Annotated in this window: 19 protein-coding genes; 18 read left to right on the forward strand and 1 reads right to left on the reverse strand. The window is 45.9% G+C overall.

The features are described 5' to 3' along the window. Positions 1–31: 31 nt before the first annotated feature. A complete protein-coding gene (locus ACK8P5_RS07420) occupies positions 32–463 on the forward strand; it encodes an NUDIX hydrolase (RefSeq protein ID WP_422660316.1) in 432 nt (143 codons plus the stop codon). Position 464: 1 nt separating this feature from the next. Here the strand turns inward: ACK8P5_RS07420 and ACK8P5_RS07425 are convergent, their stop codons facing one another. Continuing rightward, on the reverse strand, positions 465–1436 hold the full coding sequence (locus ACK8P5_RS07425; protein ID WP_422660317.1) for a Na/Pi cotransporter family protein: 972 nt from the start codon (positions 1434–1436) through the stop codon (positions 465–467). A 102-nt stretch (positions 1437–1538) separates the two neighbouring features. Here ACK8P5_RS07425 and ACK8P5_RS07430 point away from each other — a divergent pair, with 102 nt between their 5' ends. The 17 genes from ACK8P5_RS07430 to ACK8P5_RS07510 all read left to right on the forward strand — a co-directional run bounded on the left by ACK8P5_RS07430 (position 1539) and on the right by ACK8P5_RS07510 (position 26166). Next, positions 1539–2912, forward strand: a complete 1374-nt coding sequence (locus ACK8P5_RS07430) for a class I SAM-dependent rRNA methyltransferase (RefSeq protein WP_422660318.1) — start codon at positions 1539–1541, stop codon at positions 2910–2912. Positions 2913–3272: 360 nt separating this feature from the next. Then, the gene (gene addB / locus ACK8P5_RS07435; protein ID WP_422660319.1) at positions 3273–6779 is read left to right on the forward strand and encodes a helicase-exonuclease AddAB subunit AddB; all 3507 of its coding nucleotides are present in this window, start codon (positions 3273–3275) and stop codon (positions 6777–6779) included. Positions 6780–6787: 8 nt separating this feature from the next. Continuing rightward, entirely contained in the window at positions 6788–10930 is a 4143-nt protein-coding gene (gene addA / locus ACK8P5_RS07440) for a helicase-exonuclease AddAB subunit AddA (RefSeq protein WP_422661404.1), read from the forward strand. Between the two features lie 98 nt (positions 10931–11028). Then, positions 11029–12207, forward strand: coding sequence for an exonuclease SbcCD subunit D (locus tag ACK8P5_RS07445; RefSeq protein WP_422660320.1), 1179 nt, complete (start codon positions 11029–11031; stop codon positions 12205–12207). Further along, positions 12204–15641: an SbcC/MukB-like Walker B domain-containing protein gene (locus ACK8P5_RS07450; protein WP_422660321.1), complete on the forward strand. Its 3438-nt coding sequence runs from the start codon at positions 12204–12206 to the stop codon at positions 15639–15641. Before ACK8P5_RS07445 ends, ACK8P5_RS07450 begins: the two co-directional genes overlap by 4 nt. A 258-nt stretch (positions 15642–15899) precedes the next feature. After that, positions 15900–16259, forward strand: a complete 360-nt coding sequence (locus ACK8P5_RS07455) for a histidine triad nucleotide-binding protein (RefSeq protein WP_422660322.1) — start codon at positions 15900–15902, stop codon at positions 16257–16259. Between the two features lie 163 nt (positions 16260–16422). Further along, the gene (gene rpsU, locus ACK8P5_RS07460; RefSeq protein ID WP_005547957.1) at positions 16423–16596 is read left to right on the forward strand and encodes a 30S ribosomal protein S21; all 174 of its coding nucleotides are present in this window, start codon (positions 16423–16425) and stop codon (positions 16594–16596) included. Between the two features lie 16 nt (positions 16597–16612). After that, positions 16613–17053 carry a GatB/YqeY domain-containing protein gene (locus ACK8P5_RS07465; RefSeq protein WP_422660323.1) on the forward strand — a complete coding sequence of 147 codons (441 nt, stop codon included), beginning with the start codon at positions 16613–16615 and terminating at the stop codon, positions 17051–17053. 253 nt (positions 17054–17306) lie between these two features. Then, positions 17307–18623, forward strand: coding sequence for an NfeD family protein (locus ACK8P5_RS07470; protein ID WP_422661405.1), 1317 nt, complete (start codon positions 17307–17309; stop codon positions 18621–18623). Between the two features lie 82 nt (positions 18624–18705). Next, entirely contained in the window at positions 18706–19707 is a 1002-nt protein-coding gene (floA, locus tag ACK8P5_RS07475) for a flotillin-like protein FloA (RefSeq protein ID WP_422660324.1), read from the forward strand. Between the two features lie 18 nt (positions 19708–19725). Further along, a complete protein-coding gene (locus tag ACK8P5_RS07480) occupies positions 19726–20340 on the forward strand; it encodes a hypothetical protein (protein WP_422660325.1) in 615 nt (204 codons plus the stop codon). Between the two features lie 169 nt (positions 20341–20509). Beyond that, positions 20510–20803, forward strand: coding sequence for a sporulation protein YqfC (gene yqfC / locus ACK8P5_RS07485; RefSeq protein ID WP_422660326.1), 294 nt, complete (start codon positions 20510–20512; stop codon positions 20801–20803). Further along, entirely contained in the window at positions 20800–21993 is a 1194-nt protein-coding gene (yqfD, locus tag ACK8P5_RS07490; RefSeq protein ID WP_422660327.1) for a sporulation protein YqfD, read from the forward strand. Before yqfC ends, yqfD begins: the two co-directional genes overlap by 4 nt. A gap of 6 nt (positions 21994–21999) precedes the next feature. After that, positions 22000–22971 (forward strand): PhoH family protein, encoded by a 972-nt coding sequence (locus tag ACK8P5_RS07495; protein WP_422660328.1) that lies wholly within the window; start codon positions 22000–22002, stop codon positions 22969–22971. Positions 22972–22985: 14 nt separating this feature from the next. Further along, entirely contained in the window at positions 22986–25289 is a 2304-nt protein-coding gene (locus ACK8P5_RS07500) for an HD family phosphohydrolase (RefSeq protein WP_422660329.1), read from the forward strand. A 2-nt stretch (positions 25290–25291) separates the two neighbouring features. Continuing rightward, a complete protein-coding gene (gene ybeY, locus ACK8P5_RS07505) occupies positions 25292–25789 on the forward strand; it encodes an rRNA maturation RNase YbeY (protein ID WP_422660330.1) in 498 nt (165 codons plus the stop codon). Further along, positions 25789–26166: a diacylglycerol kinase family protein gene (locus ACK8P5_RS07510; protein WP_422660331.1), complete on the forward strand. Its 378-nt coding sequence runs from the start codon at positions 25789–25791 to the stop codon at positions 26164–26166. Before ybeY ends, ACK8P5_RS07510 begins: the two co-directional genes overlap by 1 nt. The last annotated feature ends 16 nt before the right edge of the window (positions 26167–26182 follow it).

The following is a 26182-nucleotide window of genomic DNA, read 5'->3' on the forward strand; positions in this document are numbered from 1 at the left end:
ATCCTTGTTGCACATGAAGGAGGATGCAAAAATGAATCGAAAAGAAATATCCGCGGGCGGAGTTGTTTATCGTCAAAAGGACGGAGTACTTCAAATTCAATTGATTCAAGATCGTTATGGGAAAACTTCACTTGCTAAAGGTAAGATGGAGGCTGGTGAAACGATTGAGCAGACAGCACTTCGAGAAATTTGGGAAGAGACGGGAATTGTGGGTAAGATTATTTCCCCAGTAGATATTATCGCTTATAGATACAATCATCCCGAATATGGAGTGGTTGACAAAGAAGTACATTATTATTTAGTGGAAGCTGAAGAAGGCACTTTGAAGGCACAGGTTGAAGAGATTAATGATGTTGAATGGTATGAGCCTCATACAGCTTGGCAAAAACAACGTCAGTCCGGGTACGACAACAACGATATCATTCTACGTAAAGCACTTGAGCTTTTGAATATTAATATCTAACTTAAGTTTTCGATGCTTTACGCCAGAAAGGAAGATAACACAAAGGTAGTGCAAGCAAGGAACATATGATGTTGAAGATGGTCTGTGAATGGGCAATTTGGCTTCCTGGATCTGTTGCAATGAGGCCAGAGACGGACGCTAGGACGGTAATAAACGGGGCGAAAAGAATTGCACCGCCGATGTTTAGCCCTAAATGAGCCCAGGCTACAAACCGTCCTGCTTGCGTACTGCCTATGGCGGCTATAAGGGCGGTCGCACATGTGCCGACATTTGAGCCGATCACAATGGCTACACCTAGTGTAGGAGGCAACACACCGCTAGCGGCAAGCCCCATAGTCATCGCGATCACAGCGATACTGCTATGCATCAGAGCAGAGAGTACCGTTCCAGCTATAATCCCCCAAAATATGCTCTGCGAGGCATGCTGGATAAACCATTGGAATATGCCGAGTTGTTGCAGTGGAGCACCGATGGATTGCATGATGCGAATACCAAGCAAGATAAGAGAGAATCCAGCAAGGGCTAGGCATATGAATTGGGTCCGTTCGAGTTTAACCCGTAGTTTAATTAGCCCAGATGGAAGTCTGTCACTAAGGATGACTACCCCAGTCCAGACCATAAGCGAAAGAATCAGCAGTGGCATGGCTACTTGTCCGATCTGTAGACTGATCAGCTCGGTTGTCAGGGTTGTACCGATATTGGTGCCTAGAATGATACCTAATGTTCCTGCGTAGTTCAGGAGACCAGCATTGGCGAAACCGATCGTTAGCACCGTGACAGCCGTGCTACTCTGTAATAGAGCAGTGAGACCTGTGCTTGTGATCATTCCTTTTAGAGGGGTGGACGTTGCTCTGTGCAGCCATTGCTGCAGTTGCTGGCCGGCAAAGCGTTGAAGAGATACCTCCATAATCTTCATACCCAGCAAGAACACGACGAGGCCATAAGTGACCGGAAACCAGAGTGAAGAAAGCATGAGATTCTCCTTTAATAATTGTTAATTTATTCATATGACCCCAATGGGACGCGCATACCAATGATTGTCCATAGGGAGAGAAATCAGGGAGTGAAGTTAAGAATGGCATCGATCATTTTAGATCGCAATCGCAAGAAAAGATTAGAACAGAGTCATCCATGGGTTTTTAAGAGTGAAATCGCATCCGTTGAAGGGAATCCACAACCTGGTGAACTGGTTCAAGTGATGAATCATCAGGGACGTTTTCTGGCAACGGGTTACTATAATCCGAAATCCCAAATTACAGTAAGAATTGTCTCGTACCAACCTCTTGAGAAGTTGGATCGGGAATTTTTTGTGGCTAGATTCAAGGAATGTTTATCGCACCGCGAGCGCTTTATTAGTGAAGAGAATGCTTATCGTCTTGTATATGGAGAGGCAGACTTTCTTCCAGGTCTGATTGTAGATCGGTTTGCTGATGTGCTTGTAGTTCAGATTCTGACACTTGGTATGGACCGTTGCCGAGATCACATTGTAGAAGCTCTCGTAGAAGTAATGAGTCCTGTAGGAATTTATGAGCGCAGCGATGTATCCGTGAGGGAACTCGAAGGTCTCGAACAAAGCAAGGGAACATTGTACGGGGAGTGTCCAAGGCACGTTACTGTGACAGAGAATGGATTAAAGATCAAAGTTGATATTGAAGAGGGTCAGAAAACGGGTTACTTCTTTGACCAGCGCGAGAACAGAGCCTCCATTGAGCCGCTTATGAAGGGCTGGGGAGGCCGAAGTGGAATTGTGAAGCAGGAGGTTGAAATCAGCGGAGAAATTCGTACGGTTCCTGTTAACAAGAGTGGAAAAGAAGTTACGTTTCCTTACTGGGATGGAGCAACGGTTCTTGAATGCTTTTCACACACAGGAAGCTTTACACTTCATGCATGTAAGTACGGTGCTAAAAAAGTGACTTGCTTGGATATATCAGCGCATGCGATCGAAAGTGCAAGAGAAAATGTGGAGCTGAACGGATTTCAGGATCGTGTCGAATTCGTTGTGGATGACGCTTTTCAATATCTTCGGACACAGGTGAAAGGTATAGAAGAGCGGGAGGAACGCGCAAAAGCGGACCATAAGGTGGATACCTCCAAGCCGTTAACAGCTGGAGGCGGGCGTACATGGGACGTCGTTATTCTAGATCCGCCTGCTTTTGCCAAGAGTAAAGGTGCGGTCAAGGGAGCTTGCCGCGGTTATAAAGACATCAATCTTCATGGTATGAAGCTAGTTAATGAAGGTGGTTATCTTGTCACTGCGAGCTGTTCGTATCACATGCGTCCTGATCTATTCCTGGAGACGATTAAAGAAGCGGCGCAGGATGCCGGTAAAGTGTTACGTCTAATCGAATGGCGTGCAGCTGGCAAGGATCACCCTCAGATCTTAGGTGTAGATGAAGGTCATTATTTGAAGTTTGCAGTATTCGAGGTTCGTAGCAAAAAGACAATATAGAGTAACAGTTGCAATAAAGATTGAAAAGACTGCTTGGTTAAGCGAAGTAAAATTGCTTAATTGAGCAGTCTTTTTTGATGTGAATGAAGGGGTTGACTAAGGGCTGATAGGGACGATTTATAATGGTTTATATATAAGTTTCTTATTTGTGTTTCTAATGGTAATGCAATCCAAACGTATGTTCCTTCTATTCTCAGATATGCTATACTTATAGACATCATCTTATAGATTGAAAGTATAGGGATTTCAGCTTAAGAGTCAGAGATTATCTGAGAGAATACGATTGTTAGACATGATTTTTTATATATAGAACAGCGTTGATGTATCGAACAATAGGCTTGAGTATTAAGGAGGTATGACATGTCGTTGCATTTTGTCATCGGGCGTTCTGGAAGCGGGAAGAGCACCGCTATATGTGAAGAGATTACAAGACGACTGGAGGAGGATCCTCAAGGTAAGCCGATTATTCTGATCGTACCAGAGCAAGCCTCATTTCAAGCGGAGAATATGCTAGTCACTTCTGGGAAAATCAAGGGGAGTCTTCGTGCCCAAGTACTAAGCTTTCGTCGATTGGCTTACCGGGTAATGCAGGAAACGGGCGGTGCCGCCAAGATTGCAATTAGTGAAGAAGGCAAGCGAATGATGTTATACAAGATCATTCAGCATCGTAAAGAGGAACTTAAATTGTTCGGTGCGTCAGGGGAACAGTTAGGTTTTGTAGGTAAGCTAAGTGATTTATACACTGAAATGAAAAGATATTGTATTGATTCTTCCTGTATTGAGGACCAACTTACTTATTTGACCTCTGTCGCAGGAAGCTCTCCTATGCTTAAGCGAAAGCTTGAAGATGTAGTAATGTTATACCGAGATTTTGAACGCGAGCTATCCCCACTTTATATGGATGAGGAAGATACGCTTATTACGCTTGCTGAAGGGATTAGTCGTTCATCATATATCAGCAATGCTGATATATGGATCGATGGTTTCCATGGCTTTACCCCACAGGAATACGCAGTGCTTAGGGAACTGATTCAGCACGCTTCATCGGTAACCGCTGCTTTGACATTGGATAAACCTTATTCAAGTGGTGCAATGCCGCATGAATTAAATTTATTTCATCCTACCGCTATGACATATGTAAAGCTACAAGGAATTGCAGATGAGTTGGACATAGAATCTTCATACACGCTGCTTCAGGAAGATACACTACCGCGGTTTAAGAATTGTTCCGTACTTGCGCATTTAGAACGTGGTTATGACCGGAAAGTACGCTTTCGCTCTCATGAAGAGAATGAGAGTGATACGGGCTTAGCGATTTATGCTGCTGCGAACCGTCGTGCTGAAGTAGAGGGTGCAGTTCGTGAGATGATCCGATTATCTAGGGAAGAAGGAGCAAGATACCGTGAGATGGCGGTATTTGCCCGTAATCTAGGCGATTATGAATCTTTAATCGGGCCACTGTTTCGCGAATACGATGTGCCTTATTTCCTTGATCAAAAGCGAAGTGAACTTCATCATCCGCTTGTAGAGTTTATCCGTTCGGCTCTTGATATCGTCCAGCGGCGCTGGCGTTACGATGATGTTTTCCGATGTGTCAAAACTGACTTTCTGCTCCCTCTAGATGGATCACTAACCAGAGAGGATATGGATGTATTAGAGAACCATGTACTGGCTTCTGGTATTCAAGGTTCGCGTTGGACCGATGGTCGGCCTTGGAAAGGCATACCTAGCCTGTCTCTGGAAGATGGTGCTGAGGGGACTCGTCACAGCAAAGGACTCCATCATATAGAGAATTGCCGTGCGGCGATTACTGGCCCGCTGTTTGCTTTTGAGAAGAGAATGAAGAAAGGCGTAACAGCGCTTGATAAATCTACAGCTATCTTTAAACTGCTTGAAGAGGCTAAGGTGCCGGAGAAGCTGGAGCTGATGAGTAGAGCGGCACTGGATAACGGTAAGCCTGAAGAGGCTAGAGAGCACCGCCAGATATGGGCTGCTGTTCTGGATCTTCTAGATCAGATCGTTGAAATGATGGGAAGCGAGAAACTGAGCACAGAAATGTTTACAGGTGTGCTAGATACAGGTCTAACCGAACTCAAAATGTCACTTGTACCGCCGTCTCTTGACCAGGTGCTGGTAGGCAGCATGGATCATACCCGTTCGGGTGGCGTTAAATATGTATTTTTATTGGGTGTGAATGACGGGGTTGTTCCGGCTCAATTTCAGGATGATGGCATATTGACAGAGCAGGAGCGGGTTACACTTGAGAGTTCTGGCATGGAACTAGCTCCTAACATTTCACGTCGACTTCTGGATGAACGTTTTCTTATATATACGGCTCTAACCAGTGCCAGCCACCGGTTGTGGGTTAGCTATCCGACTGCTGATCATGAGGGGAAAGGGCTGCTGCCATCGGAGGTCATACGACATTTGAAGAACATGTTTCAGTTGAATGAACAGGTGCTCTATGCTCAGCCTCATGGTGCGCAAACTTCAGAGGAACAAGGACGATTCATAGCTGGAAGTGGGAAATCCCTCGCTTTTCTTGTAGGTAGACTTCGAGACTTTAGGAATGGAGGGAACCTGCCGCCTTTGTGGTGGGAAGTATACAATTGGTTCGCTCGTAATGCGGAATGGAAAGATCAACTGGAAACAATGTTGTCCTCACTTTCATATCGCAATGAAACGAAGACGCTAAAGGAGAATACGAGTCGACGCTTATATGGTAGTAAGCTTCGCACAAGCGTGTCCCGGATGGAGCGTTTTGTAGCATGTCCCTTTTCCCATTTTGCTTCACATGGACTTAAGCTGAAGGAGAGACAACTATACCGACTTCAAGCTCCTGATATTGGACAGTTGTTTCATGCTGCGCTCAGTGATATGGCTTCTCGGTTTCAAGAGCAGCATCGAAGCTGGGGAGATCTGAGTGCGGATGAATGCCTTCGCGAGGCGGAGTCAACGGTAGATAGGCTCGTTCCACTCTTACAAGGTGAGATATTGCTTAGCTCGAAGAGATACGGCTATATATCCCGCAAGCTCAAAAACATTGTAGGCCGCGCTTCTGTCATATTAGGTGAACAGTCTCGTCGAGGCAGCTTTGAACCGGTTGGCTTGGAGTTAGACTTCGGACCCGATAAACCTATTCCCCCACTAGCTTTTGAGCTACCTAATGGAGTGATGATGGAAGTGGTCGGCCGTATTGACCGTGTTGATATGGCGCGCGGAGAGAATGGAATCATGCTTCGGGTTATTGATTATAAATCGAGTCAGAAGGATCTAAAGCTGCATGAAGTGTATTATGGATTGTCACTACAGATGCTGACTTATCTGGATGTTTTACTTACATTTGCTGAAGATTGGTTAGGAGAGACTGCTCTTCCTGCAGGTACGCTTTATTTCCATGTTCATGATCCTGTTCTTCAGTCACCGAACGGAATGAATGCAGATCAAGCTGCTGAAGAGCTTTTGAAGCGATTCAAAATGAAAGGATTGCTTCTTGCGGATCGTGAGGCAGTCTCCTTAATGGATTCTGCTCTGGACAAAGGGCACTCAGCCATTCTTCCTGTTGCCGTGAAGGCAGATGGTAGCTTCTATAGCAGCGCTGCAGTGGCGACTCCGGACCAGTGGCATACGCTGCTGGGGGCGGTAAGAGAGAATATTGTACGGATTGGATCCCGGATCACGGGTGGTGAAGTGAATATTGAACCTTACCGAATTGGACAGGAGACAGCTTGTACCCACTGTTCATACCGACCTGTGTGTCAATTTGATGAGTCGATGGAAGGAAGTCAATATCAATTATTAGGTAAACCAGGCAAGGATCAGGTATGGAATCTGCTTGCTCAGATGAAAGGAGGAGACGGGAGTTGAACGATATCATGACGAAACCGGAAGGAAGTATGTGGAGTGATGATCAATGGAAAGCGATCGCTCTTCGTGGTGACGATATTTTGGTTGCCGCTGCTGCAGGTTCCGGTAAAACCGCCGTACTAGTTGAGCGCATTATTCGCAAAATCACGGATGAAAGTGCGGGTTTTAGTGTAGATCGTCTACTCGTGGCAACCTTTACGAAAGCAGCGGCGGCAGAAATGCGTGAACGTATTCGGGAAGCACTTGATCGAGAATTGGAAAAAGATCCAGACAATGAGCATCTTCGCCGGCAACTTGCGCTGCTGGGAAGGGCCTCAATAACAACGCTTCATTCCTTTTGTATGGAAGTGATTAGACGCTATTATCAACTGATTCCCTTGGATCCTAATTTTCGAATATTAAATGAGCATGAAGCTGAGTTGATGCGGCAGGATATTTTGGAGGAGCTATTCGAAGAAAAATATGGTGATGCTGAGAATGGTGGAACATTCCTTCAGCTTGCTGACTGGTTCAGCGGGGAACGCAGTGATGATGCGTTGTACCGACTCGTGCAGCGATTGTATAATTTCTCCCGCAGTCATTCTTGGCCAGATCGGTGGCTCCGGGATACGGCAGCTGCATTTCAGGTGGAGGATACGACAGCGCTTGGAGAGACCGCTTGGGTTCGTAGTATTCTAACGGATGCACGTCTGGCATTATCGGGGGCCGTTGGTCTGCTTGAGCAGGCAATGGCAGTTGCACTTCAGCCGGGAGGACCAGCGCCATATGCCGTGAATCTCGAAGAAGATAGATTTTTGATTGATTCTCTGATTGAAGCGGTAGACACGAATCCTTGGGATCAGCTTTATGATATATTTCGAAATGTGTCTTTCGGTAAACTAAAATCGGTTCGCAAGGATGATGTGGTTCCTGAACTACAGGAGCGCGTCAAAGAACTTCGTGACACGGTCAAAAAGATGGTTAATGAACTTAAAACCGCGTTGTTTGGACGTCCGGCTTCTGAGTTTGTGCATGAAATGCAAACAGCGGCTCCGCTTATGAATGAGCTGGTGGAGACGGTGATAACTTTTGCAGACCGATATCGCGCGGCAAAGGCAGCTAAAAGCACCGTGGATTTCAATGATTTGGAGCATTATTGTCTTCAAATCTTAAGACACAAAGACTCAGATCCAGATCATCTCATGCCTTCAGATGCAGCGCTCGAATATCGCCAGCAGTTTGATGAAGTACTGCTTGATGAATATCAGGATACGAATAGTGTTCAGGAAGATATCGTCCGTTTGATCTCGAGAGAGTCACCAGGCAATCGGTTTATGGTTGGTGATGTGAAGCAAAGTATTTATCGTTTCCGTTTGGCCGAGCCTGGATTATTCTTGGACAAGTATAAAAGATACGGTAGTTTTGATCAGCAGAAGTATGATGCTTCAGAACGCCTAGGTTCGCTTGAATCTTCTGGTATTCGAATTGATCTCGCTCGCAATTTCAGAAGCCGGATGGAAGTCGTTGATGCTGTGAATATGCTATTCAGGCAGATTATGAACGAATCGGTTGCCGAGATTGCTTATGATCATCGTGCTGAGCTTGTATGCGGTGCCTCCTTCCCAGAGGTGGATAAGATTGCCGAGATAACAGAAGAGGATGCCTCGGAAAAGGGGCAAGAGCATTCGTATGCGCCTGAACTTCTCCTCATAGACCGTCTGGGTCCAGAGTCTGAAGATGTGAAGGATGAAGACACCTCGGATTCAGAGGGCTATCTTCCCGAGGCTGAGCGTCTGGAGATGGAAACCGCCCAATTGGAAGCTAGGGCGATTGCTCGCCGAATTCGGGCGATGACAGGAGAGAATGGCGAGCCTTTGATGGTGTTTGATAAGTCGTTGAAATCTATGCGACCAGCTCAATATGGTGATATGGTAATCCTGCTCCGCTCCGCGATGGTGTGGGCCCCCCTGATAATGGAGGAGCTCCGACAGGAAGGTATTCCATCCTTTGGGGATCAGAGCAAGGGGTACTTTCAAGCGATTGAGGTCGAGATTATGCTCTCTTTACTCCAGGTGATAGACAATCCACGCCAGGATATTCCGCTTGCATCTGTGCTCAGATCTCCCATTGTGGGATTAACCGAAGAGGAGCTAGCACAGGTTCGCCTTTGCGCTTCAGGAGCTTTCTATGACGCACTTTCCGAAGCGGTTGCCGGGTATATGCCGGATCTATTAGATACACATATGAACACCAGTTCATGGCTTGCGGGACTTGAGTTACCGGGATTTGCCGAGGCTGCAGCAGGTGTGGCAGATTTGGTGGACGGTCAGAATCACAAAATAAGTTCAATCTATACAGAGAATGTAAGCGATGAACGACCTGTTATATCAAATGAGCTTTTCAAAAAATTGAAGAAGTTTCTGGAGAGACTTCATAGTTGGCGTAAAGATGCACGTCAAGGAAGTTTAAGTGATCTCATATGGCGGATTTACAGTGAGACGGGGTATCTCGATTGGATTGGTGGTCTACCTGGTGGTGCGCAGCGTAGGGGGAATCTGACGGCGCTATATGACCGGGCTGTGCAGTATGAACAGGACACTTCATCCAGAGGTTTGTTTCGTTTCCTAACATTTATTTCTCGCTTGCGTGATAATGGTGGAGATTTAGGGGCTGCCGGAACAACGGAGACCCAAGGAAATGCTGTACGTTTAATGACCATTCACAAGAGTAAGGGCTTAGAATTTCCTATCGTGTTTGTGGCTGGTATATCAAAAAAATTCAACCAACAGGATTTGAATGTACCTTTCCTGATGCATAAGGAGCTCGGTTTTGGACCGAAGTATGTAGATGAAAAGCTGAGAGTCAGTTATCCAACACTGCCGAATCTAGCGATTCGTCGTAGATCCCAGCTCGAATTACTTGCTGAAGAGATGCGTGTACTTTATGTCGCGCTTACCAGACCGAAAGAGAAGATGGTGTTGGTTGGAACGCTGAAAGATCTTCCAAAAAAAATAAGCAGTTGGGCGCAAGCTGATCATGTGCGAGATTTACTCCTTCCGGATTACTTACTTGCGCGTGGACGGAGTTATCTGGACTGGATCGGACCGGCAATTATACGTCATCCATCTGCGCGCATTTTGAGAGAGGCTGCTGGTTTAGATACACTTGAGCACACCCCATTATCTTCAGATAGCACAAGGTGGGTTATTCATTTGATGAGTTCTGAATCGCTTGCTGAGACAACTATAGTTTCGGAGGAGGAAACACAGAGCCCAGACAGGTCTGATAAAGAAGCGGCACTGCATAAACTTGAGCCGGTTGCCGATATTGGGTGGAATGAAGAGGGCAGTCTTCAAGAAATGAGACAAGAGATATACCAACGCTTGAGCTGGGCTTATCCATATGCAGAGCTAAGTGGAATCCCTGCAAAAACATCCGTTTCGGAGATGAAAAAACTACTTACCATGCAGGATAGTCCCTCGCTGGATATGATGGAGGAAGCGGCGATCCACAGACAGCAGGAGGACAAGCAGAAGGATAATGCTCAGTTCACTTTCCAGCTGCGAAGACCTAAATTCATGGAAAATAAGGCTCTGACCCCAGCAGAACGAGGGACGGTATATCACACAATAATGCAGCATATGCCTATTAGCCATAATACAGATCTCCCTGTCGTAGAAGAGACAATTGCAAAACTTACGGAGAATGAGACGATTACCAGAGTACAAGCGGAAGCGGTGAGACCAGAAGACATTCTAGGTGTTTTCCATTCACCAGTAGGTGAGAAGCTGATTGAGGCACAGCAAATTTGGCGAGAAATGCCTTTCTCTTATGGTCTTTCGGCTGCGGAAGCCTATCAAGGCTTAGCTGTTCTAGGAATCGCAGACGGTGCTAGGATAACCGCTTCAAACCGTGATCAGCTGTTTGAAGAAGAGACTGTATTAATCCAGGGTGTTGTGGACTGCTTGTTCAGGCATAATGGACAATTAGTCCTGCTGGATTACAAAACAGATCGGGTACTTGAGCACCGTGGAGGTATTGAAGCATTAACGGAGCAGTATCGCTTCCAGCTGGATTTGTATAGTAAAGCACTCGAGGACATATTAGGCGAACCAATCTCTGAAAAATGGCTCTACTTTTTCGATGATGGAGGACACGCTGTACTCATATAGTTAATATCGTTTTAATGTGAATAGAAACAAACAACAACGCTCCTTGATACCATAGGTTTCAAGGAGTACGTTTTAAGTAGGGAGGAGAATAAAGCTTTATGCGAATTTTGCATACGGGAGACTGGCATTTGGGTCGTACCCTTGAAGGACGGAGTCGATTGGCAGAGCAAGAAGCGTTTTTGGATGAGCTCGTTCATATGGCGAATGATCAATGCGCTGATCTCATATTGATGGCGGGTGATGTATACGATTCGGTCAATCCGCCAGCAGCAGCAGAGCAGTTGTTCTATGATGCTGCCGCCCGGCTGACAGAAGGAGGGCGTCCGCTTGTTGTTATTGCAGGCAACCATGATCAGCCTGAACGGGTATCTTCAGTAACGCCTCTTGTATCTAAACGAGGAATCACTTTAGTTGGGCTTCCTTCGTCGGAAGCTATAACGGTCACCACTCCCAGAACAGGTGAGATTGCTAAGATCGCGGCACTTCCATATCCCTCAGAAGCAAGGCTGAATGAGCTGCTAACCGCGGATGGAAATGAAGATGAACTTCGCCGAGCATATAGTGAGCGGGTCGGTAAACTGATGCAGCTAATGGCGCGTGATTTTTCACCAAAAACCGTAAATTTGGCCATGAGTCATATCTACGTGCTTGGAGGACTAGAGAGTGAGTCAGAGCGACCGATTCAAGTGGGGGGCGCGTATACAGTAGATCCATCTGCTCTTGCTGTGGGCGCTTGCTACACGGCTTTGGGGCATCTCCACCGACCTCAAGCTGTTAAAGGTGAAGGGATTATACGCTACAGCGGATCGCCGCTGGCATACAGCTTTTCCGAAGCTGGACAGGCTAAATCTGTAACGATGGTAGATGTTTCACCTGGATGTACACCGGTGATCGAAGAGCTATTCCTCAGTAGTGGTCGTCCGCTCGTTCGCTGGAAGGCGAAGGGGGGGCTTCAGGAGGTATATCGGTGGCTTGATGAAGAACGAGATATGAATGCTTTTATTGATCTGGAAGTATCATTGACCGAAGCAATGGGACTCGCAGATATCCAGCGTTTACGTAAAAGCCGTGATGGTATCGTCCATATTCGACCGATCTATCCTGAAATGGAGGCGCTAGAGCTTGAGATCGAACGCTCAAGGATTCCTTTGCCTGATTTGTTCCGAAAGTTCTATCAGCGTCAGACCGGAGGGGCAGAGCCGGATGACAGTTTGGTACATTTGTTCATGGAACTTGTGGATGAAGAAGAGTCAGTAGGGCAGGAGGTGACAGAATGAAGCCGATATTGCTGAAAGTAGCGGGCCTTCAGAGCTATCGTGAACCACAGGAAATCGATTTCGAGAAGCTGTGCGAGACGGGATTGTTCGGGATATTTGGACCGACGGGTAGTGGTAAGTCAACACTGCTTGATGCCATCACTTTGGCCATGTATGGCAAAGTCGAGCGGGCGGTAAACGGAACACAGGGTATAATGAATCATTCAGAGGACAGTCTGTCCGTTTCATTTACCTTTGAACTAGCTTCAGCAGATGGACCGGAGCGCTACCGGGTTGAACGCAGATTTAAACGGGTTAACGAACTATCTGTAAGCAATACAATTAGCCGCTTTGTTGCGATTACAAGTGAAGGTGAGGCTGTAATTGCGGATAAGCTGGCGGATGTCACAAGATGTGTCGAAGAGAAGATTGGTCTTAAGATGGACGACTTCACAAGAGCGGTTGTGCTACCTCAAGGTAAATTCGCAGAATTCCTATCCTTAAAGGGAAGTGAACGGCGTCAGATGCTTCAACGTTTGTTTCATCTTGAACGCTATGGTGACCAGCTTGCACTCAAGTTGAGCCGAAGAGTGAAAGACAATGATGGGGCTCTTAGATCCTTGGAGGCGGAGCAGCAAGGTCTAGGAAATGCAGGGAAAGAAGCTTTAAATGAAGCTGAAAAAATGCTCTTAGAAGCGGCAAAACACGCCGATGAATCCAGAAAACAGTTGCTTGCTGCCACCGAACGTAGTGAGCGTATGAGTAAGGTGCGAGAGCTTGATCTTGAGCAGCGTCGATTGAGAAGTAAACTAGCTGATCTGTCGGCCCGTGAAGAAGAGATGAAGAACTATGAGCGGCAGCTCGAGCTTGGTGCAGCAGCCAAGCAGCTTGTTCCTGTACTGGACACCCTGCGCGAATCTGTAAAGACACATGGCCAGCTTATGGAAAAAGCGGAACTGTTATTCAATGCAGCAGAACAGATGGAAGTGGTAGCGCAGCGTGCTACTGTGGCGGATGAGTCAGCTGCCGAGGTGCTGTCAGCAGAGGAGCCCAAGCTTGTATTACGAGCAGAGCAATTGGAGCAAGCAGCTGCGTTACAGCGCGAACGGGATATATTACAGCGTGAGCTTGCTGAACTAACGGAACAGCGAGTGAAGACAAGAGAGCTACTTAACAAAACGAATGAACAGTTATATAAGGAACAAGAATTGCTAGAAAGAGGTAGGAAACGTAGGGATGAATTAAAGGATTCCCTGAAGCTGTTAGAGACACGTTCCCAAGATCGTCAAATGCTGCATGACGCGATGCATAAGCGACAATCAATCCTGCTTGCAGAAGAGCAATTAGCGAAAGCTGAGGCAGAAGTAAAGGGACAGCGTGCGAAGCTGAATAAGGCGGAAACAGAACTACAGGAAACACAAACTACTGAAAAAGAACTCCAGCAACAACTAGAGTTCTTGGCTGCTGAGATATCGCTGCTTCAGAACTCGGCTACTCATGCCGTGAAGTCTGCTGATGATGGATCGGCCCAGGTAGCATCAGTATTCAAAGCTATGAATGAGTCTCTTCGAGAACAGCAGCTTCATGCTTTATCTCTCTCGCTTGCTTCTGAACTTCGTGAGGGAGAGGCTTGTCCGGTATGCGGAAGCGTTCATCATCCTGCACCCGTTCAGCCTGAAATGTTGTCAGATCACTCCGGGGAGCTTCAGCTTGAGCGTATACGCCAAGTCCAAGAAGAAGTGCAAGAGCTTCGACTAGTACTGCGTCAGCAACTGAATGAGACCTCAAGTTTACCAATCTCGGCATCAAGCTGCGAGAAAGTGGATACTGAGCAGGTTTCTGTACACATTGCTTTAGCTGAAGCTGCTGCTGGTCTAATTATCGAACAGGCTTCCAGCCGTATGCCTACCGATGAGATTGCTAGTCTTGAACAATTCGTAGAAGCATTGAAGTCATTTACCTCAACTCAAGCTTCTATTCTCCGTGAATGTAGAGAGAAGGCGACATTGTTACAGCAAAAGTTAGCTACTCTACAGCAGGAGCTGGCCAAACGTTCGGCTTCTGTCGAGAATGCAAATGCGTTATTTGAGCAGCTCAATACAAAGTTAACTGGATTGAAAGATGATATAAAGGCTTTGAAGCAGGCATGGGAAGAAAGTTATCAAGGGCTCAGTCTACAGGAAGTTGAGAGTCGATTTAAAGAGATGCAGGAACGTGACTCTAAAGCGGAATCTATTAAAGACGGTCTAGAGCGCAGTGTTCCCTTTTTGGAAGAAAAGAAGCACGTAGTGCTTCATCTGGAGGGTCAGGTTCGCGAACTGGAGAAGCAGTTAATTCAGTGGGATGCTCACGATCAAGGTAAACAGGAACTGTTGCAGGAGAAAGAACAGCGGCTCCGGACGTGGATTGGAGACCGTTCGGCAGAAGAGTTACTGCAGGAATGCAAGCAACGTCTTCTTGATCTTAAATCGGCAGCGGAGCATGCTAGACAAGAACGCCGCAAAGCCGAAGAGGCGAAGCAGCAAGCGGCAAAAGATGCGGCCATCGCGAAGCAAGCGGCTGATTCAGCGTCAGCGCATGCTAAGGCAGCTGAAGAACGCTGGCTGACCCAACTAAGGGACTCGCCGTTTGCTACGGAAGAAGGGGTTCTTGAAGCCTTTATGACTCTAGAAGAAACGGATAGATTATCCGTACAAGTCCAAGCTCATCGGGAAGGACAGCGTGAATGGTCCCTGCGACTTAAGGATGTTGAGTTGAAGCTGAAGGGGGCTCAGTTTAACGAAGCGGATTGGCAAGAATGTTGTCTGCAACTTGAGCATTATCGTCAATCAGATGAAATGGCGATTCAATCTAAGGCTCGTGCAGAAAGAGATCTTGAAGACCTTCGTACACGCCATGTTCGGTTTATGGAGCTTGAAGAACGCAGATTGAAGCATGCTGAGGAAGGGGAGCGGCTTTCCAAGCTGCAGTCTTGTCTTCGCGGGAACGCGTTCGTGGAATATGTTGCGGAAGAGCAACTGATGCAGGTCAGTCAATCCGCGTCACAGCGATTGAGATTCCTCACGAAACAGCGTTACTCCTTGGAGGTAGACTCTGGCGGTGGGTTTGTTATTCGGGATGATGCCAATGGGGGAGTTCGTAGGCCTGTATCAACACTTTCTGGTGGAGAAACATTCCTAACTTCTCTATCCCTTGCACTTGCGTTATCGGCCCAAATTCAACTGAGAGGCCAGTATCCACTTCAGTTCTTCTTCTTGGATGAAGGGTTTGGTACACTGGATCCGGAACTACTGGACACCGTGATTACTTCGCTTGAAAAATTGCACAACGATCAGCTTACGGTAGGTATCATTAGCCATGTACCAGAGCTTAGAGCACGTCTTGCACGAAAATTGGTCGTGCGACCAGCTGAGCAAACCGGTGGTGGATCACAGATCATTCTGGAGACAATGTGAGAATGAATTTGCGTCGTGACTTTTTTCACAGAGACAGTTACATGGCGCTGTTATAATACAGCTAAGCCGACATTCTATTTAGAAGCACCCCGGCGGACGTATGGACGAGAGTGATCTCTCTTGGATCATACGCCCGCTTGCTGGACAGCTGTGTTCCAGCTGACCTGGGTGCTTCTATTTTTTTGTTATCATTGGACGGATTTACAGGTTTTCTTGTATGATGGGATCAAGATAACCGTTATAGGAGGTATGATTGATATGGATTGCTTGTTCTGCAAAATAGTCAATGGAGATATTCCTTCCAAAAAAGTTCTAGAGAATGATAAGGTACTCGTGTTTCATGATATACAACCTGCTGCACCGGTTCATGTCCTCGTCATTCCAAAGAAACATATCGCTTCTATGAATGATGTTCAGGGAGAAGATTATGAACTGATCGGAGAGATTCATAAAGCAGCACAAGAGGCTGCTGCTCAGCTGGGTATTGCAGAAAGTGGCTATCGTCTGATCAACAACTGTGGACGTGACGGTGAACAGACTGTTCACCATTTACACTATCATGTGCTGGGTGGGGCGCGTCTAGGTGCATTGACAGGCATTTCAAACTCACACGCCTAATTATAATAGAGCTAAGAGGAATGGTAAGAATTAGAAGGATATAATCTTTTAACTCTAAAAAAATACACTCAAGGTTGACACCATATTTCAGTTTGCCCTATAATGAAGAATGATGAACCGTGTTATTGCTCTTGGACGGTCTGGTCGGAGGGAGGGAAAACTGGTGTCTGAAACGAAAGTTCGCAAAAACGAGACAATTGATGCTGCACTTCGTCGCTTCAAACGTTCCATTGCTAAAGATGGTGTCTTGGCAGAAGTGAAGAAACGCAAGCATTATGAAAAGCCAAGCGTAAAGCGCAAGAAAAAGTCCGAGGCTGCTCGTAAGAGAAAGTTTTAGGAGGAAATGAACTAGCATGAATCTTAGCGAACGATTGAACGAAGATATGAAGCAAGCGATGAAGAGTAAGGACAAGTTCAAACTCTCCAACATTCGAATGGTTCGTTCGACGATTAAAAATCTTGAAATAGATTTGAAAAGAAGTTTGGATGACAGCGAAGTGCTTGATATTATTGGTCGTGAAATCAAACAGCGCAAAGATGCCCTCCAAGATTTTGAAAAAGCAGGTCGTGAAGATCTTGCCGCCGATGCGAAAGCAGAAATTGAATTTCTTAGCGCCTACCTCCCGGAACAGCTTTCTGAAGAAGAAATTAAAGTCATTGTAAAGCAGACCATCCAGGAAACCGGTGCTTCTTCAAAAGCCGAAATGGGTAAAGTAATGAGCGCTCTCATGCCGAAAGTTAAAGGGCGTGCAGACGGAAAGCTTGTCAACCAAGTTGTTCAACAATTTCTGTAACAACATAAGCGAAACATCCCTTGATTTTTTCAAGGGGTGTTTTTTTCGTTGGTGCAACATTTTTGAAACGAAATGTAAAGTTATTCGTAGTAACTACCATAAGATGGGGAGTTTATACATAAGTTAATCCCGAGGCCATTCGCATGGTTTGCCCTATCGATATATGCGAATTACTGGCATAATATGTCGTAAAGGAGGGGAAGAGTTGAAGATAAGAGGAACATGGCTGGGTAGAGTGTGGGCATGCATAGGAATGATAATTCTTATTCTGATGTCTGCTGGGATGTATGTAAGTCCAGGCAATACGGCTGCGGCCGCTAACATCGGTTCGGTTTATGTGATTCCTGTAGAGCACCAGATAGAACGTGGATTGACCAGCTTTATGAAGCGCGGATTCGCAGAGGCTGAGAAGATGGAGGCAGGTTTAATAGTCCTGGAGATTAATACACCTGGTGGCCGAGTGGATCAAGCTGATGAGATTGGTAACTTAATTAAGAATACTAAAATTCCAACCGTAGCCTTTATTCGCGGGGATGCTGCTTCAGCCGGAAGCTTTATTGCGCTTAATGCAGACAAGATTGTGATGGCTGAAGGTAGTATGATTGGTGCAGCGTCCATGGTCGATGGCATGGGTAATCCGGTAGAAGACCCTAAGATGATTGCTTGGTGGAAGAGTAAGATGGCAAGTGCTGCGGAGTCGAAGGGTCGTCAGAAGGAGATTGCTCAGGGCATGACAGACCTCAAGATGAAGGTAGAGATGCCTGAGATTGGTAAGACGAAAGAGGCTGGCGAGATTATAGCCTTATCACCAGATGAAGCTTTAAAGGTTGGTTATGCTGATAAGATTGCGAATAGCACGAATGAAGTCATTGAGTGGATGGGTTATTCTACGAATGATGTGTTCCACATGGAACGTACCTTTTCGGAGAAGTTAGCAACATTTTTGACAAGTCCTGGTGTGATGACCTTACTGCTCTTTATTGGTATTGCTGGAGTTATCATTGAAGTGATTGTTCCAGGCTTTGGTGTTCCGGGCATACTAGGGATTGCGGCCTTTGTTTTATATTTCTTCGGTAACTCGGTTGCTGGATTTGCCGGATCAGAGACATGGCTGCTCTTTATTATTGGTATTGCGATGCTCCTTATGGAGTTGTTTGTTCCGAGTTTTGGCATCTTAGGTATTATTGGCTCCGCAAGCTTGATTGTTGGAGTTGTGCGTGCAGCATATAGTACATCGCATGTGGCGCTATCACTTGGTATTGCGGCCGCGTGTGCTCTTGTAGCTATTATCGTTGTGGCAGTTGTGTTTAAGGAACGAGGGATTTGGAATAAATTTATCTTGCAGGAGAGTCTAACGAAAGAGCAAGGTTATATTCCGATTGAGGATCGTGATACTCTGATTGGTCTTGTTGGTACAAGTGTTACACCACTTCGGCCTTCGGGGACAGCAGAGTTTGAGGGACGTCGATTTGACGTGGTGACCGTAGGAGGTTTTATAGATCCAGGTCGTGCTGTGCGTGTGTTAAAGACGGACGGAACCCGAATTGTTGTTGAGGAAGTAGAAGCATAATGTTCGGAATTAGTTGATTAACTTACCTTCTTTGGTAAGATAAACATAACAAGAATATTTAATATGGAGGATGATGTATAAGATGGAAGGTTTGATTCCCATTCTGCTGATCGCAGTCGTAGCGATCATCGTACTGAGCGTGTTTTTCAGTTTCTTCCCACTGATGCTCTGGATCTCTGCACTCGCATCAGGTGTGCGCATTGGTATTATTACACTGGTAGCTATGAGACTACGGCGCGTTACACCAAGCCGTATCGTGAACCCACTTATTAAAGCGACAAAAGCTGGTCTTGGCTTGAATATTAACCAACTGGAAAGTCACTACTTAGCGGGTGGTAATGTGGACCGCGTCGTAAACGCATTGATTGCTGCACAACGTGCGAATATCCCACTTGAGTTCGAACGGGCTGCTGCAATCGACCTAGCTGGCCGTGACGTGCTTCAAGCGGTACAGATGAGTGTTAACCCGCGTGTGATCGAAACGCCGGTTGTAGCTGCTGTAGCGAAGGATGGTATCGAGGTAAAGGTTAAGGCTCGTGTTACGGTACGTGCTAATATCGATCGTCTCGTCGGTGGTGCGGGTGAAGAGACAATTATCGCTCGTGTTGGTGAAGGGATTGTTACCACGGTCGGTTCCGCTAATTCGCATAAAGACGTATTAGAAAATCCAGACCTGATCTCGAGAACGGTTCTTTCCAAAGGACTGGATGCGGGTACGGCATTTGAAATTCTGTCGATCGATATTGCGGACGTGGATGTAGGTAAGAATATCGGTGCATACTTGCAGACCGAGCAAGCGGAAGCGGATAAGCGAATCGCTCAAGCGAAAGCGGAGGAGCGCCGTGCAATGGCGGTTGCCCAAGAGCAAGAGATGAAGGCTCGTGTCGTAGAGATGAGAGCGCGCGTTGTAGAATCCGAATCTCAGGTACCACTCGCTATGGCAGAAGCGCTTAGCAATGGCAAGCTTGGTGTGATGGATTATATGAACCTTAAGAATATCGAGGCTGATACCCAAATGAGAGGATCCCTCGGTAAGATGGGCGAAAGTACAGATGGTCCAGACACTCCGAAGAACAATAAATAGAGATGAGGCGAGCCACTGATGCAATGGATTCTTGATAATTATATCATCGTGGCGGGTATCGCTTTCTTTATCCTCTCTGCAATTGGGAAAATGGGCAAAGGCAGCGGTGAAAGTAAACCTAGTCAGATGCCTACCTTTGGAGGAGGAGACGATCCGACCAGAAGAGGGCCGCGGCAAGCTAAGACAGAGCAGTCAGGTCAGCAGCTCCGTCGTGTCCAGCCCCGTCCTGGTACAACCGCCTCAGCGGACAGTGTAGGAAATCGATCATATGAGAATACCAATGATCAGCAAACCGGAGGGGTTAATCCTTATGCTCAAGAAAAGGAGATCTATTACGAACCTTCAAGTGATATGGAGAGCCGAATGGATCTGTTCTCAGATGTAGATGATCCTCATGAGGAACGAGACAGTATGGAGAAGCGTAAGCGCAATATGCAAGCAGAATTGGATCAGATCCATAAGCAATTAGATCGTATGACTTCTCACATACCTGAAACGATTCTAGAAGTAACGGACACTGATGTTGCCACGAAAAAACAACAATCAATGTTTGCTAAACAAGCTATGAACGGTGTCATCTGGGCTGAAATTTTGGGACCACCCCGTTCTAAGAAACCGATAGGCCGCAAGTAGTTAGGGAAACCGTATCCGTCTTTTGATGGATGCGGTTTTTTTTGGTTTCTGGATTTGGTGCTTGGCGAGCTGATGGAAATGAATCAACGGGTAGAAGAGCTTTTCAACTTGCATAAAAAGGGCTTCTCGCTCATAAGGTGTACAGTACAGGAAGGGGGAAGGCCTTCATATGTCCCGCATCAGCCGCAAGCTGCAGAAATGGACTCAAGAAATGCTCGATTTGCCACAGGATTTGCTGTTTGACTTGCCGCGGTTGACCCTGATTGGCAATAAAGAGCTTCATATTGAAAATCATCGAGGCGTCCGTCATTTTTCGGCGGAGAAGCTTATACTGTCCCTTGCTCAGGGCTCTATGGAAATATCGGGTTCTGACCTCTCCATTCGAGCTATTCAAAGTAGTGAAGTGACCATTGAAGGGACGATCAATCATATTAATTACATAGGGACGGGGGAGAAATCTTGAACATTCCGACAATGATATCTATTCGTGGTTATTTGAAGCTTACGGTTCGTGGGGAGCATGTAGAAGCATTCATTAATGCATTGGCGGAAACAGGAACCCCAATATGGGATGTTAGACCAACGGGGGAACATTCGGCAGAGTTCAAACTGCTGCTGAATGATTTCAAAGGGCTGCGCCCTTTGTTGAAGCGGACAGGCTGCAGAACGCGTATTCAGGAACGGCACGGCTTGCCGTTCCGTGCTTTGCGTTTGTTGAAACGTAAAATGTTCGTGGGTGGAATCGTAGCATTTTTTGCGATACTGCTCGCCTTATCTTCGATGGTATGGAACGTAAGTGTGGAAGGCAATGAAAAAGTTGCATCAGAGGATGTGCTCGAAGCTGCTAAACAGGAGGGATTATATCCTTACCAATGGATATTTCGACTTAAATCACTGGACAAGCTCTCTACCAACTTAGCAACTCGGTTACCGGAAACCGCTTGGGTGGGGGTGGAAAGGAACGGTACTAGCATTCGGATTCAGATTGTAGAGGCTTCTGTGCCGAAGAGACCAGAGCTGCTTAGTCCGAGACATCTCGTAAGTACGAGTGATGCTGTAATTACTCATATATATGCTGAGAAGGGCGTTCCGAGAGTTCAGATTAATAACCGAGTGAAGAAGGGGCAGGTACTTATCTCAGGCATATTAGGAGATGAGGAGAATGCGCAAAATGTAGTTGCTAAGGGAGAGGTAAAGGGGCTTGTCTGGCATGAATACCAGATTGAGGTCCCCTTAGTTAAGACTCGAAAAACCTATACCGGGGATTCTTCTAAGAAATCGTACCTTGTGCTTGGTAATCGTGCTGTCCAGTTGTGGGGTTACGGGGAGGTTCCGTTTGAGAAGCATGAGACATTAACTTTATATGATCCGCTTACTTGGCGCTCACGAGTACTTCCCTTTGGTTGGATGACGGAGAAGGTATTGGAGGTCAATGAAACAAAAACAACTATAACTGAGGAAGAGGCTAAGAAAGAAGGATTAGATAGCGCTTTTAGAGATATTTTGGCTAAATATGGCCCAGATAGCAGACTAGTAAGCCAAAAAATTTTGCATGATAAGAAAGAGAATGGTAAAGTTTATATGAAAGTACTTTTTGAGGTGGAAGAGACGATCTCGAAAGAACTTCCCATAGTATACAATCAAGGAGAATGAGGCTATTTGTCACAGCAAACGACCAGCATTCAGATTTTTTTGCAAAGCGCGTCTGAAGGACTTTCCTTATTCGGGCCGCAGGATACTTTTTTAAAGATTATTGAATCGGAAATTCCCGCGAGAATTGACTCAAGAGAAGCGGTTATTACCATCTCAGGGGATCAGCGTCATGTGGATAGTCTGCAGCAGCTGTTTGATGTTCTGCTTCAGCTTGTCCGTAATGGATATATCCTGACCGAAAGAGATGTCCTTTATGCGGTTGATCTGGCAAAAGACTTGCGTGCTGATCAGTTGCTTGATCTGTATAAAGGAGAAATTACGACGACTTTTCGGGGCAAGCCGATCCGTGTGAAAACAATCGGACAGAAGCATTACGTCACTACCATTAAGAAAAGGGATATCGTGTTCGGAATTGGCCCAGCTGGTACGGGTAAAACTTATCTGGCTGTCGTTCTGGCTGTAGCGGCTCTTAAAGAAGGTACAGCTAAACGAATTGTTCTCACTCGGCCAGCTGTTGAGGCTGGAGAGAGCCTAGGCTTCCTTCCAGGCGATCTTCAAGAGAAAGTAGACCCATACTTAAGACCACTATATGATGCGCTCTATGACGTCATGGGGCCCGACCAAGTGGCGAAGGCGCTAGAACGAGGATTGATTGAGATTGCTCCGCTTGCTTATATGCGGGGACGGACACTTGATGATTCATTTATTATTTTGGATGAAGCGCAGAATACAACACCTGAGCAAATGAAGATGTTTTTGACTAGGCTCGGTTTTGGCTCGAAAATGGTTATTACGGGAGATGTAACACAAATTGACCTGCCACGAGGAAAGAAATCGGGATTGGTGGAAGCCAAAACCGTACTGAATCAGATTGAGGATATCGGATTCGTCTTTTTCGCAGAACAGGATGTTGTACGGCACTCTTTAGTACAAAAAATAATCGTCGCATATGATAAAGCAGCAGAAAACCAAGATTAAAGGGGATTGTCGCTATGGCCTCCAAAGAACCATCGACGGACAAGTCCATATCTGTTAAGAATAACGGTTGGAAATATAGCGTGGCGACACGCTATATTCTATTTTTATTGCTTGCCCTAATGTTCTACATTAGCTTTTCGATGAATCTGCTTCCAGAACGATATGATATTCAGGTCGGTACACGAAGTGAAAAGAGCATCATGGCTCCTTTGCAGATTGAGGACAATAAGGCGACCCTTAAGGCTCAAGAAGAAGCGGCTGAGCGGGTGCCACCTACTTTTACATATGTCCCTTTACGTAACGACGTACTAGTAACTCAGATATTCGAACGGATCGATCGATTGAATCAGGATGAAGTGTCTGTTCAGGATAAAATCGATATATACCGTAAGGAAATTCCACAACGTGCGCAAGATTTCGTGAACAATTTCATTTCAAGCAATAGAGGTACGGAGACGTATCCGCCTGAACTGTTTGATGAAATGAAAAAGGTGATTGAACAACAAGCTTACCGTATACCGGAAGAGACGTTCATTAAAATTCCGAGACTTGCTCCAGAAGATATCAACCAGATGAAATCCGTAGCAAGGGAAATTGTATCTCGATTGATGAATGAAATCGTTGATGCACAGACAGCAAGAGCGAAGGTTGCGGAGCTTGTTAGTGCGAGCTCGCTTAATGATCGTACCTCCAGGGAAGTCGTGCAGGAGCTTGTGCGGTTCTCGATAACTGCGAACAAGTTCTATAACGAGGTGGCCACCAAGGAAGCCAAGGTAGAAGCTCGGGAGAATACACAGCCTGTATTCATTAAGCAGGGGGATGTGCTCGTTCAGAAAGGGCAACTGATCACACCTGAGTTATACGAACTTCTTGGCAAGAATGGCCTTTTGAAAGATGAGATCAATTATTGGCCTGAGCTTGGTCTTCTCTTATTCTCTATGCTGCTTTCCTTAGGTATACTGATGTTTATTCGCCAGTCTGATATGAATATTTTCAAATATAACAATTCCCAAATTCTTATGCTTGTACTGATTTATGCGATTACGCTGATCTCCATGCATTTAGCAGGGATCTTGCAGAGTGAAGATCGCGCTTATGTAGGATATTTAGCACCCGTGGCAATTGGGGTCATCTTAGTAACTTTGCTGCTCGATATCCATTTAGCATATTTCAGTGCTATCATTTTCAGCATTATGGCAAGTGTTATTCTGAATGTGAATAAGGGTGAAATGTTTGATTTTCATTTTGGATTCTTTGCTGTAGTAACGTCTTGCGTAGCCATCTTCTCGATTCATCGCGCAAGTCAACGCTCCACTTTGCTAAAGGGCGGGATCATGGTCTCTTTGTTTGGAGCAATGTCGGTCCTGATTATGCTGCTCATTAATGACTCATCCTGGACGAGAGCGGAGTCCTTATATGCGTTAGCTTTTGCAATCGCGGGAGGGTTATTAACTGCTGTATTAGTGATCGGGTTAATGCCGTTTTTTGAAGTCACATTTGGCATTCTTTCAGCGCTTAAGCTTGTGGAGCTATCGAATCCAAATCATCCACTACTGAGGAAGTTGCTTACAGAAACACCCGGGACTTATCATCACAGTGTTATGGTTGGGAATCTGTCAGAAGCAGCAGCTGAAGCCATTGGTGCGGATGGATTATTATGCCGAGTAGGTTCTTATTATCATGATATTGGTAAGACCAAGCGTCCCATCTATTTCATCGAAAATCAGAATAACATGGAGAATCCACACGATTCGATTGATCCTAAATTAAGTAAGTCCATCATCGTGGCTCACGCACGAGATGGTGTGGAAATGCAAAAGGATTATAAGCTTCCAAAACCGATTCGTGATATTGCAGAGCAGCACCATGGAACAACATTTTTACATTTCTTTTATCACAAGGCGCTTCGTCAAGCCGAGGAGCAGGGCGTTGAGCCTGATTTTACGGAAGCTGATTTCCGTTATCCAGGACCGAAGGCGCAATCTAAGGAAGCCGCTGTTGTGGGCATTGCAGATAGTGTAGAGGCAGCTGTTCGTTCACTTCGCAAGCCAACGGTGGAACAAGTAGAGTCCATGATTGAGAAGATTATTAAGAGCCGCTTGGATGACCATCAGTTTAACGAATGTGATCTGACGATGAAAGAGCTCGATATTATTGCTAGAACACTGAAGGAAACGGTTATGGGGATTTTCCACTCTAGGATTGAGTACCCTGAAGAGATAAAGAAGGGAAAACCGGATCGTTTACCAGAACAGAAGACAGTGGTGACCCCTGATAAACCTGAATCTAAAGAAGAAGACCAAAAAAGGAGCGTTTGAGGATGAGTCTGCAGCTAGTATGGAACAATGAACAAGAGGAATTTGTCATTTCCGACAATTTGATCTCTCTTCTCGAGCGCATTCTCCAGCAAGCTGGAACAATTGAAGGCGTTACGGACGGAGAAGTGGACCTTACTTTTGTGGATGATGTACAAATTCACGAATTAAATAAGGAATACAGAGGAATTGATCGACCGACCGACGTTCTATCTTTTGCGATGCATGAAACGACGGATGAAGAGCTTCAAATTATTTACGAACTTGATGAAGGCGATGAAGCCGGTAATGTTCCTGATGTACTGGGGGATATTATTATCTCTGTTCCGCGTGCAAAGCTGCAAAGTGAAGAATATGGACATTCACTGGAACGTGAGCTTGGTTTCCTATTCGTCCATGGCTTTCTTCACCTGCTTGGATATGATCATCAGGATGAGGCAAGCGAAGCTGTCATGATGGGCAAACAGGAAGCTGTACTCGCAGAAGTGGGTTTGACCCGGTAGTGAAACCTGCCAAGTATTCACTGCGTGCGACGTTTACTTTTGCAATCCAAGGCATTATCCACGCCTTTAAAGCCGAAAGAAATATGAAGGTCCATATCGCTGCAGCTGCTATGGTTTTCATAGCAGGCGGACTATTGGGACTTACACCAGTGCGTTGGTTGTTTCTTGCACTTGCTGTAACTTTAGTGATTTCGGCTGAATTAGTAAATACAGCGGTGGAAGCTGTAGTTGATTTAGTATCTCCTGACGAACATCCCTTAGCCCGTATTGCCAAGGATACAGCCGCAGGGGCGGTATTCATTACCGCTCTTTTTGCGGTAGTCGTAGGGATTGTAGTATTTTATGAGCCACTGCGGAGCTGGATTGAGTCGCATTGATCTTTAGTGTAAAGAT

It is taken from the genome of Paenibacillus sp. EC2-1 (assembly GCF_049311625.1).
GTDB lineage: Bacteria > Bacillota > Bacilli > Paenibacillales > Paenibacillaceae > Paenibacillus_AQ.

Coding starts and splice junctions, on each gene's coding strand:
- addA (WP_422661404.1), top strand. CDS start 6,788: ATGACGAAACCGGAAGGAAGTATGTGGAGTGATGATCAATGGAAAGCG.
- ACK8P5_RS07430 (WP_422660318.1), top strand. CDS start 1,539: ATGGCATCGATCATTTTAGATCGCAATCGCAAGAAAAGATTAGAACAG.
- ACK8P5_RS07465 (WP_422660323.1), top strand. CDS start 16,613: ATGAATCTTAGCGAACGATTGAACGAAGATATGAAGCAAGCGATGAAG.
- ACK8P5_RS07425 (WP_422660317.1), bottom strand. CDS start 1,436: ATGCTTTCTTCACTCTGGTTTCCGGTCACTTATGGCCTCGTCGTGTTC.
- addB (WP_422660319.1), top strand. CDS start 3,273: ATGTCGTTGCATTTTGTCATCGGGCGTTCTGGAAGCGGGAAGAGCACC.
- floA (WP_422660324.1), top strand. CDS start 18,706: ATGGAAGGTTTGATTCCCATTCTGCTGATCGCAGTCGTAGCGATCATC.
- ACK8P5_RS07450 (WP_422660321.1), top strand. CDS start 12,204: ATGAAGCCGATATTGCTGAAAGTAGCGGGCCTTCAGAGCTATCGTGAA.
- ACK8P5_RS07445 (WP_422660320.1), top strand. CDS start 11,029: ATGCGAATTTTGCATACGGGAGACTGGCATTTGGGTCGTACCCTTGAA.
- ACK8P5_RS07420 (WP_422660316.1), top strand. CDS start 32: ATGAATCGAAAAGAAATATCCGCGGGCGGAGTTGTTTATCGTCAAAAG.
- ACK8P5_RS07480 (WP_422660325.1), top strand. CDS start 19,726: ATGCAATGGATTCTTGATAATTATATCATCGTGGCGGGTATCGCTTTC.
- ACK8P5_RS07500 (WP_422660329.1), top strand. CDS start 22,986: ATGGCCTCCAAAGAACCATCGACGGACAAGTCCATATCTGTTAAGAAT.
- ybeY (WP_422660330.1), top strand. CDS start 25,292: ATGAGTCTGCAGCTAGTATGGAACAATGAACAAGAGGAATTTGTCATT.
- ACK8P5_RS07455 (WP_422660322.1), top strand. CDS start 15,900: ATGGATTGCTTGTTCTGCAAAATAGTCAATGGAGATATTCCTTCCAAA.
- yqfC (WP_422660326.1), top strand. CDS start 20,510: ATGTCCCGCATCAGCCGCAAGCTGCAGAAATGGACTCAAGAAATGCTC.
- ACK8P5_RS07470 (WP_422661405.1), top strand. CDS start 17,307: ATGATAATTCTTATTCTGATGTCTGCTGGGATGTATGTAAGTCCAGGC.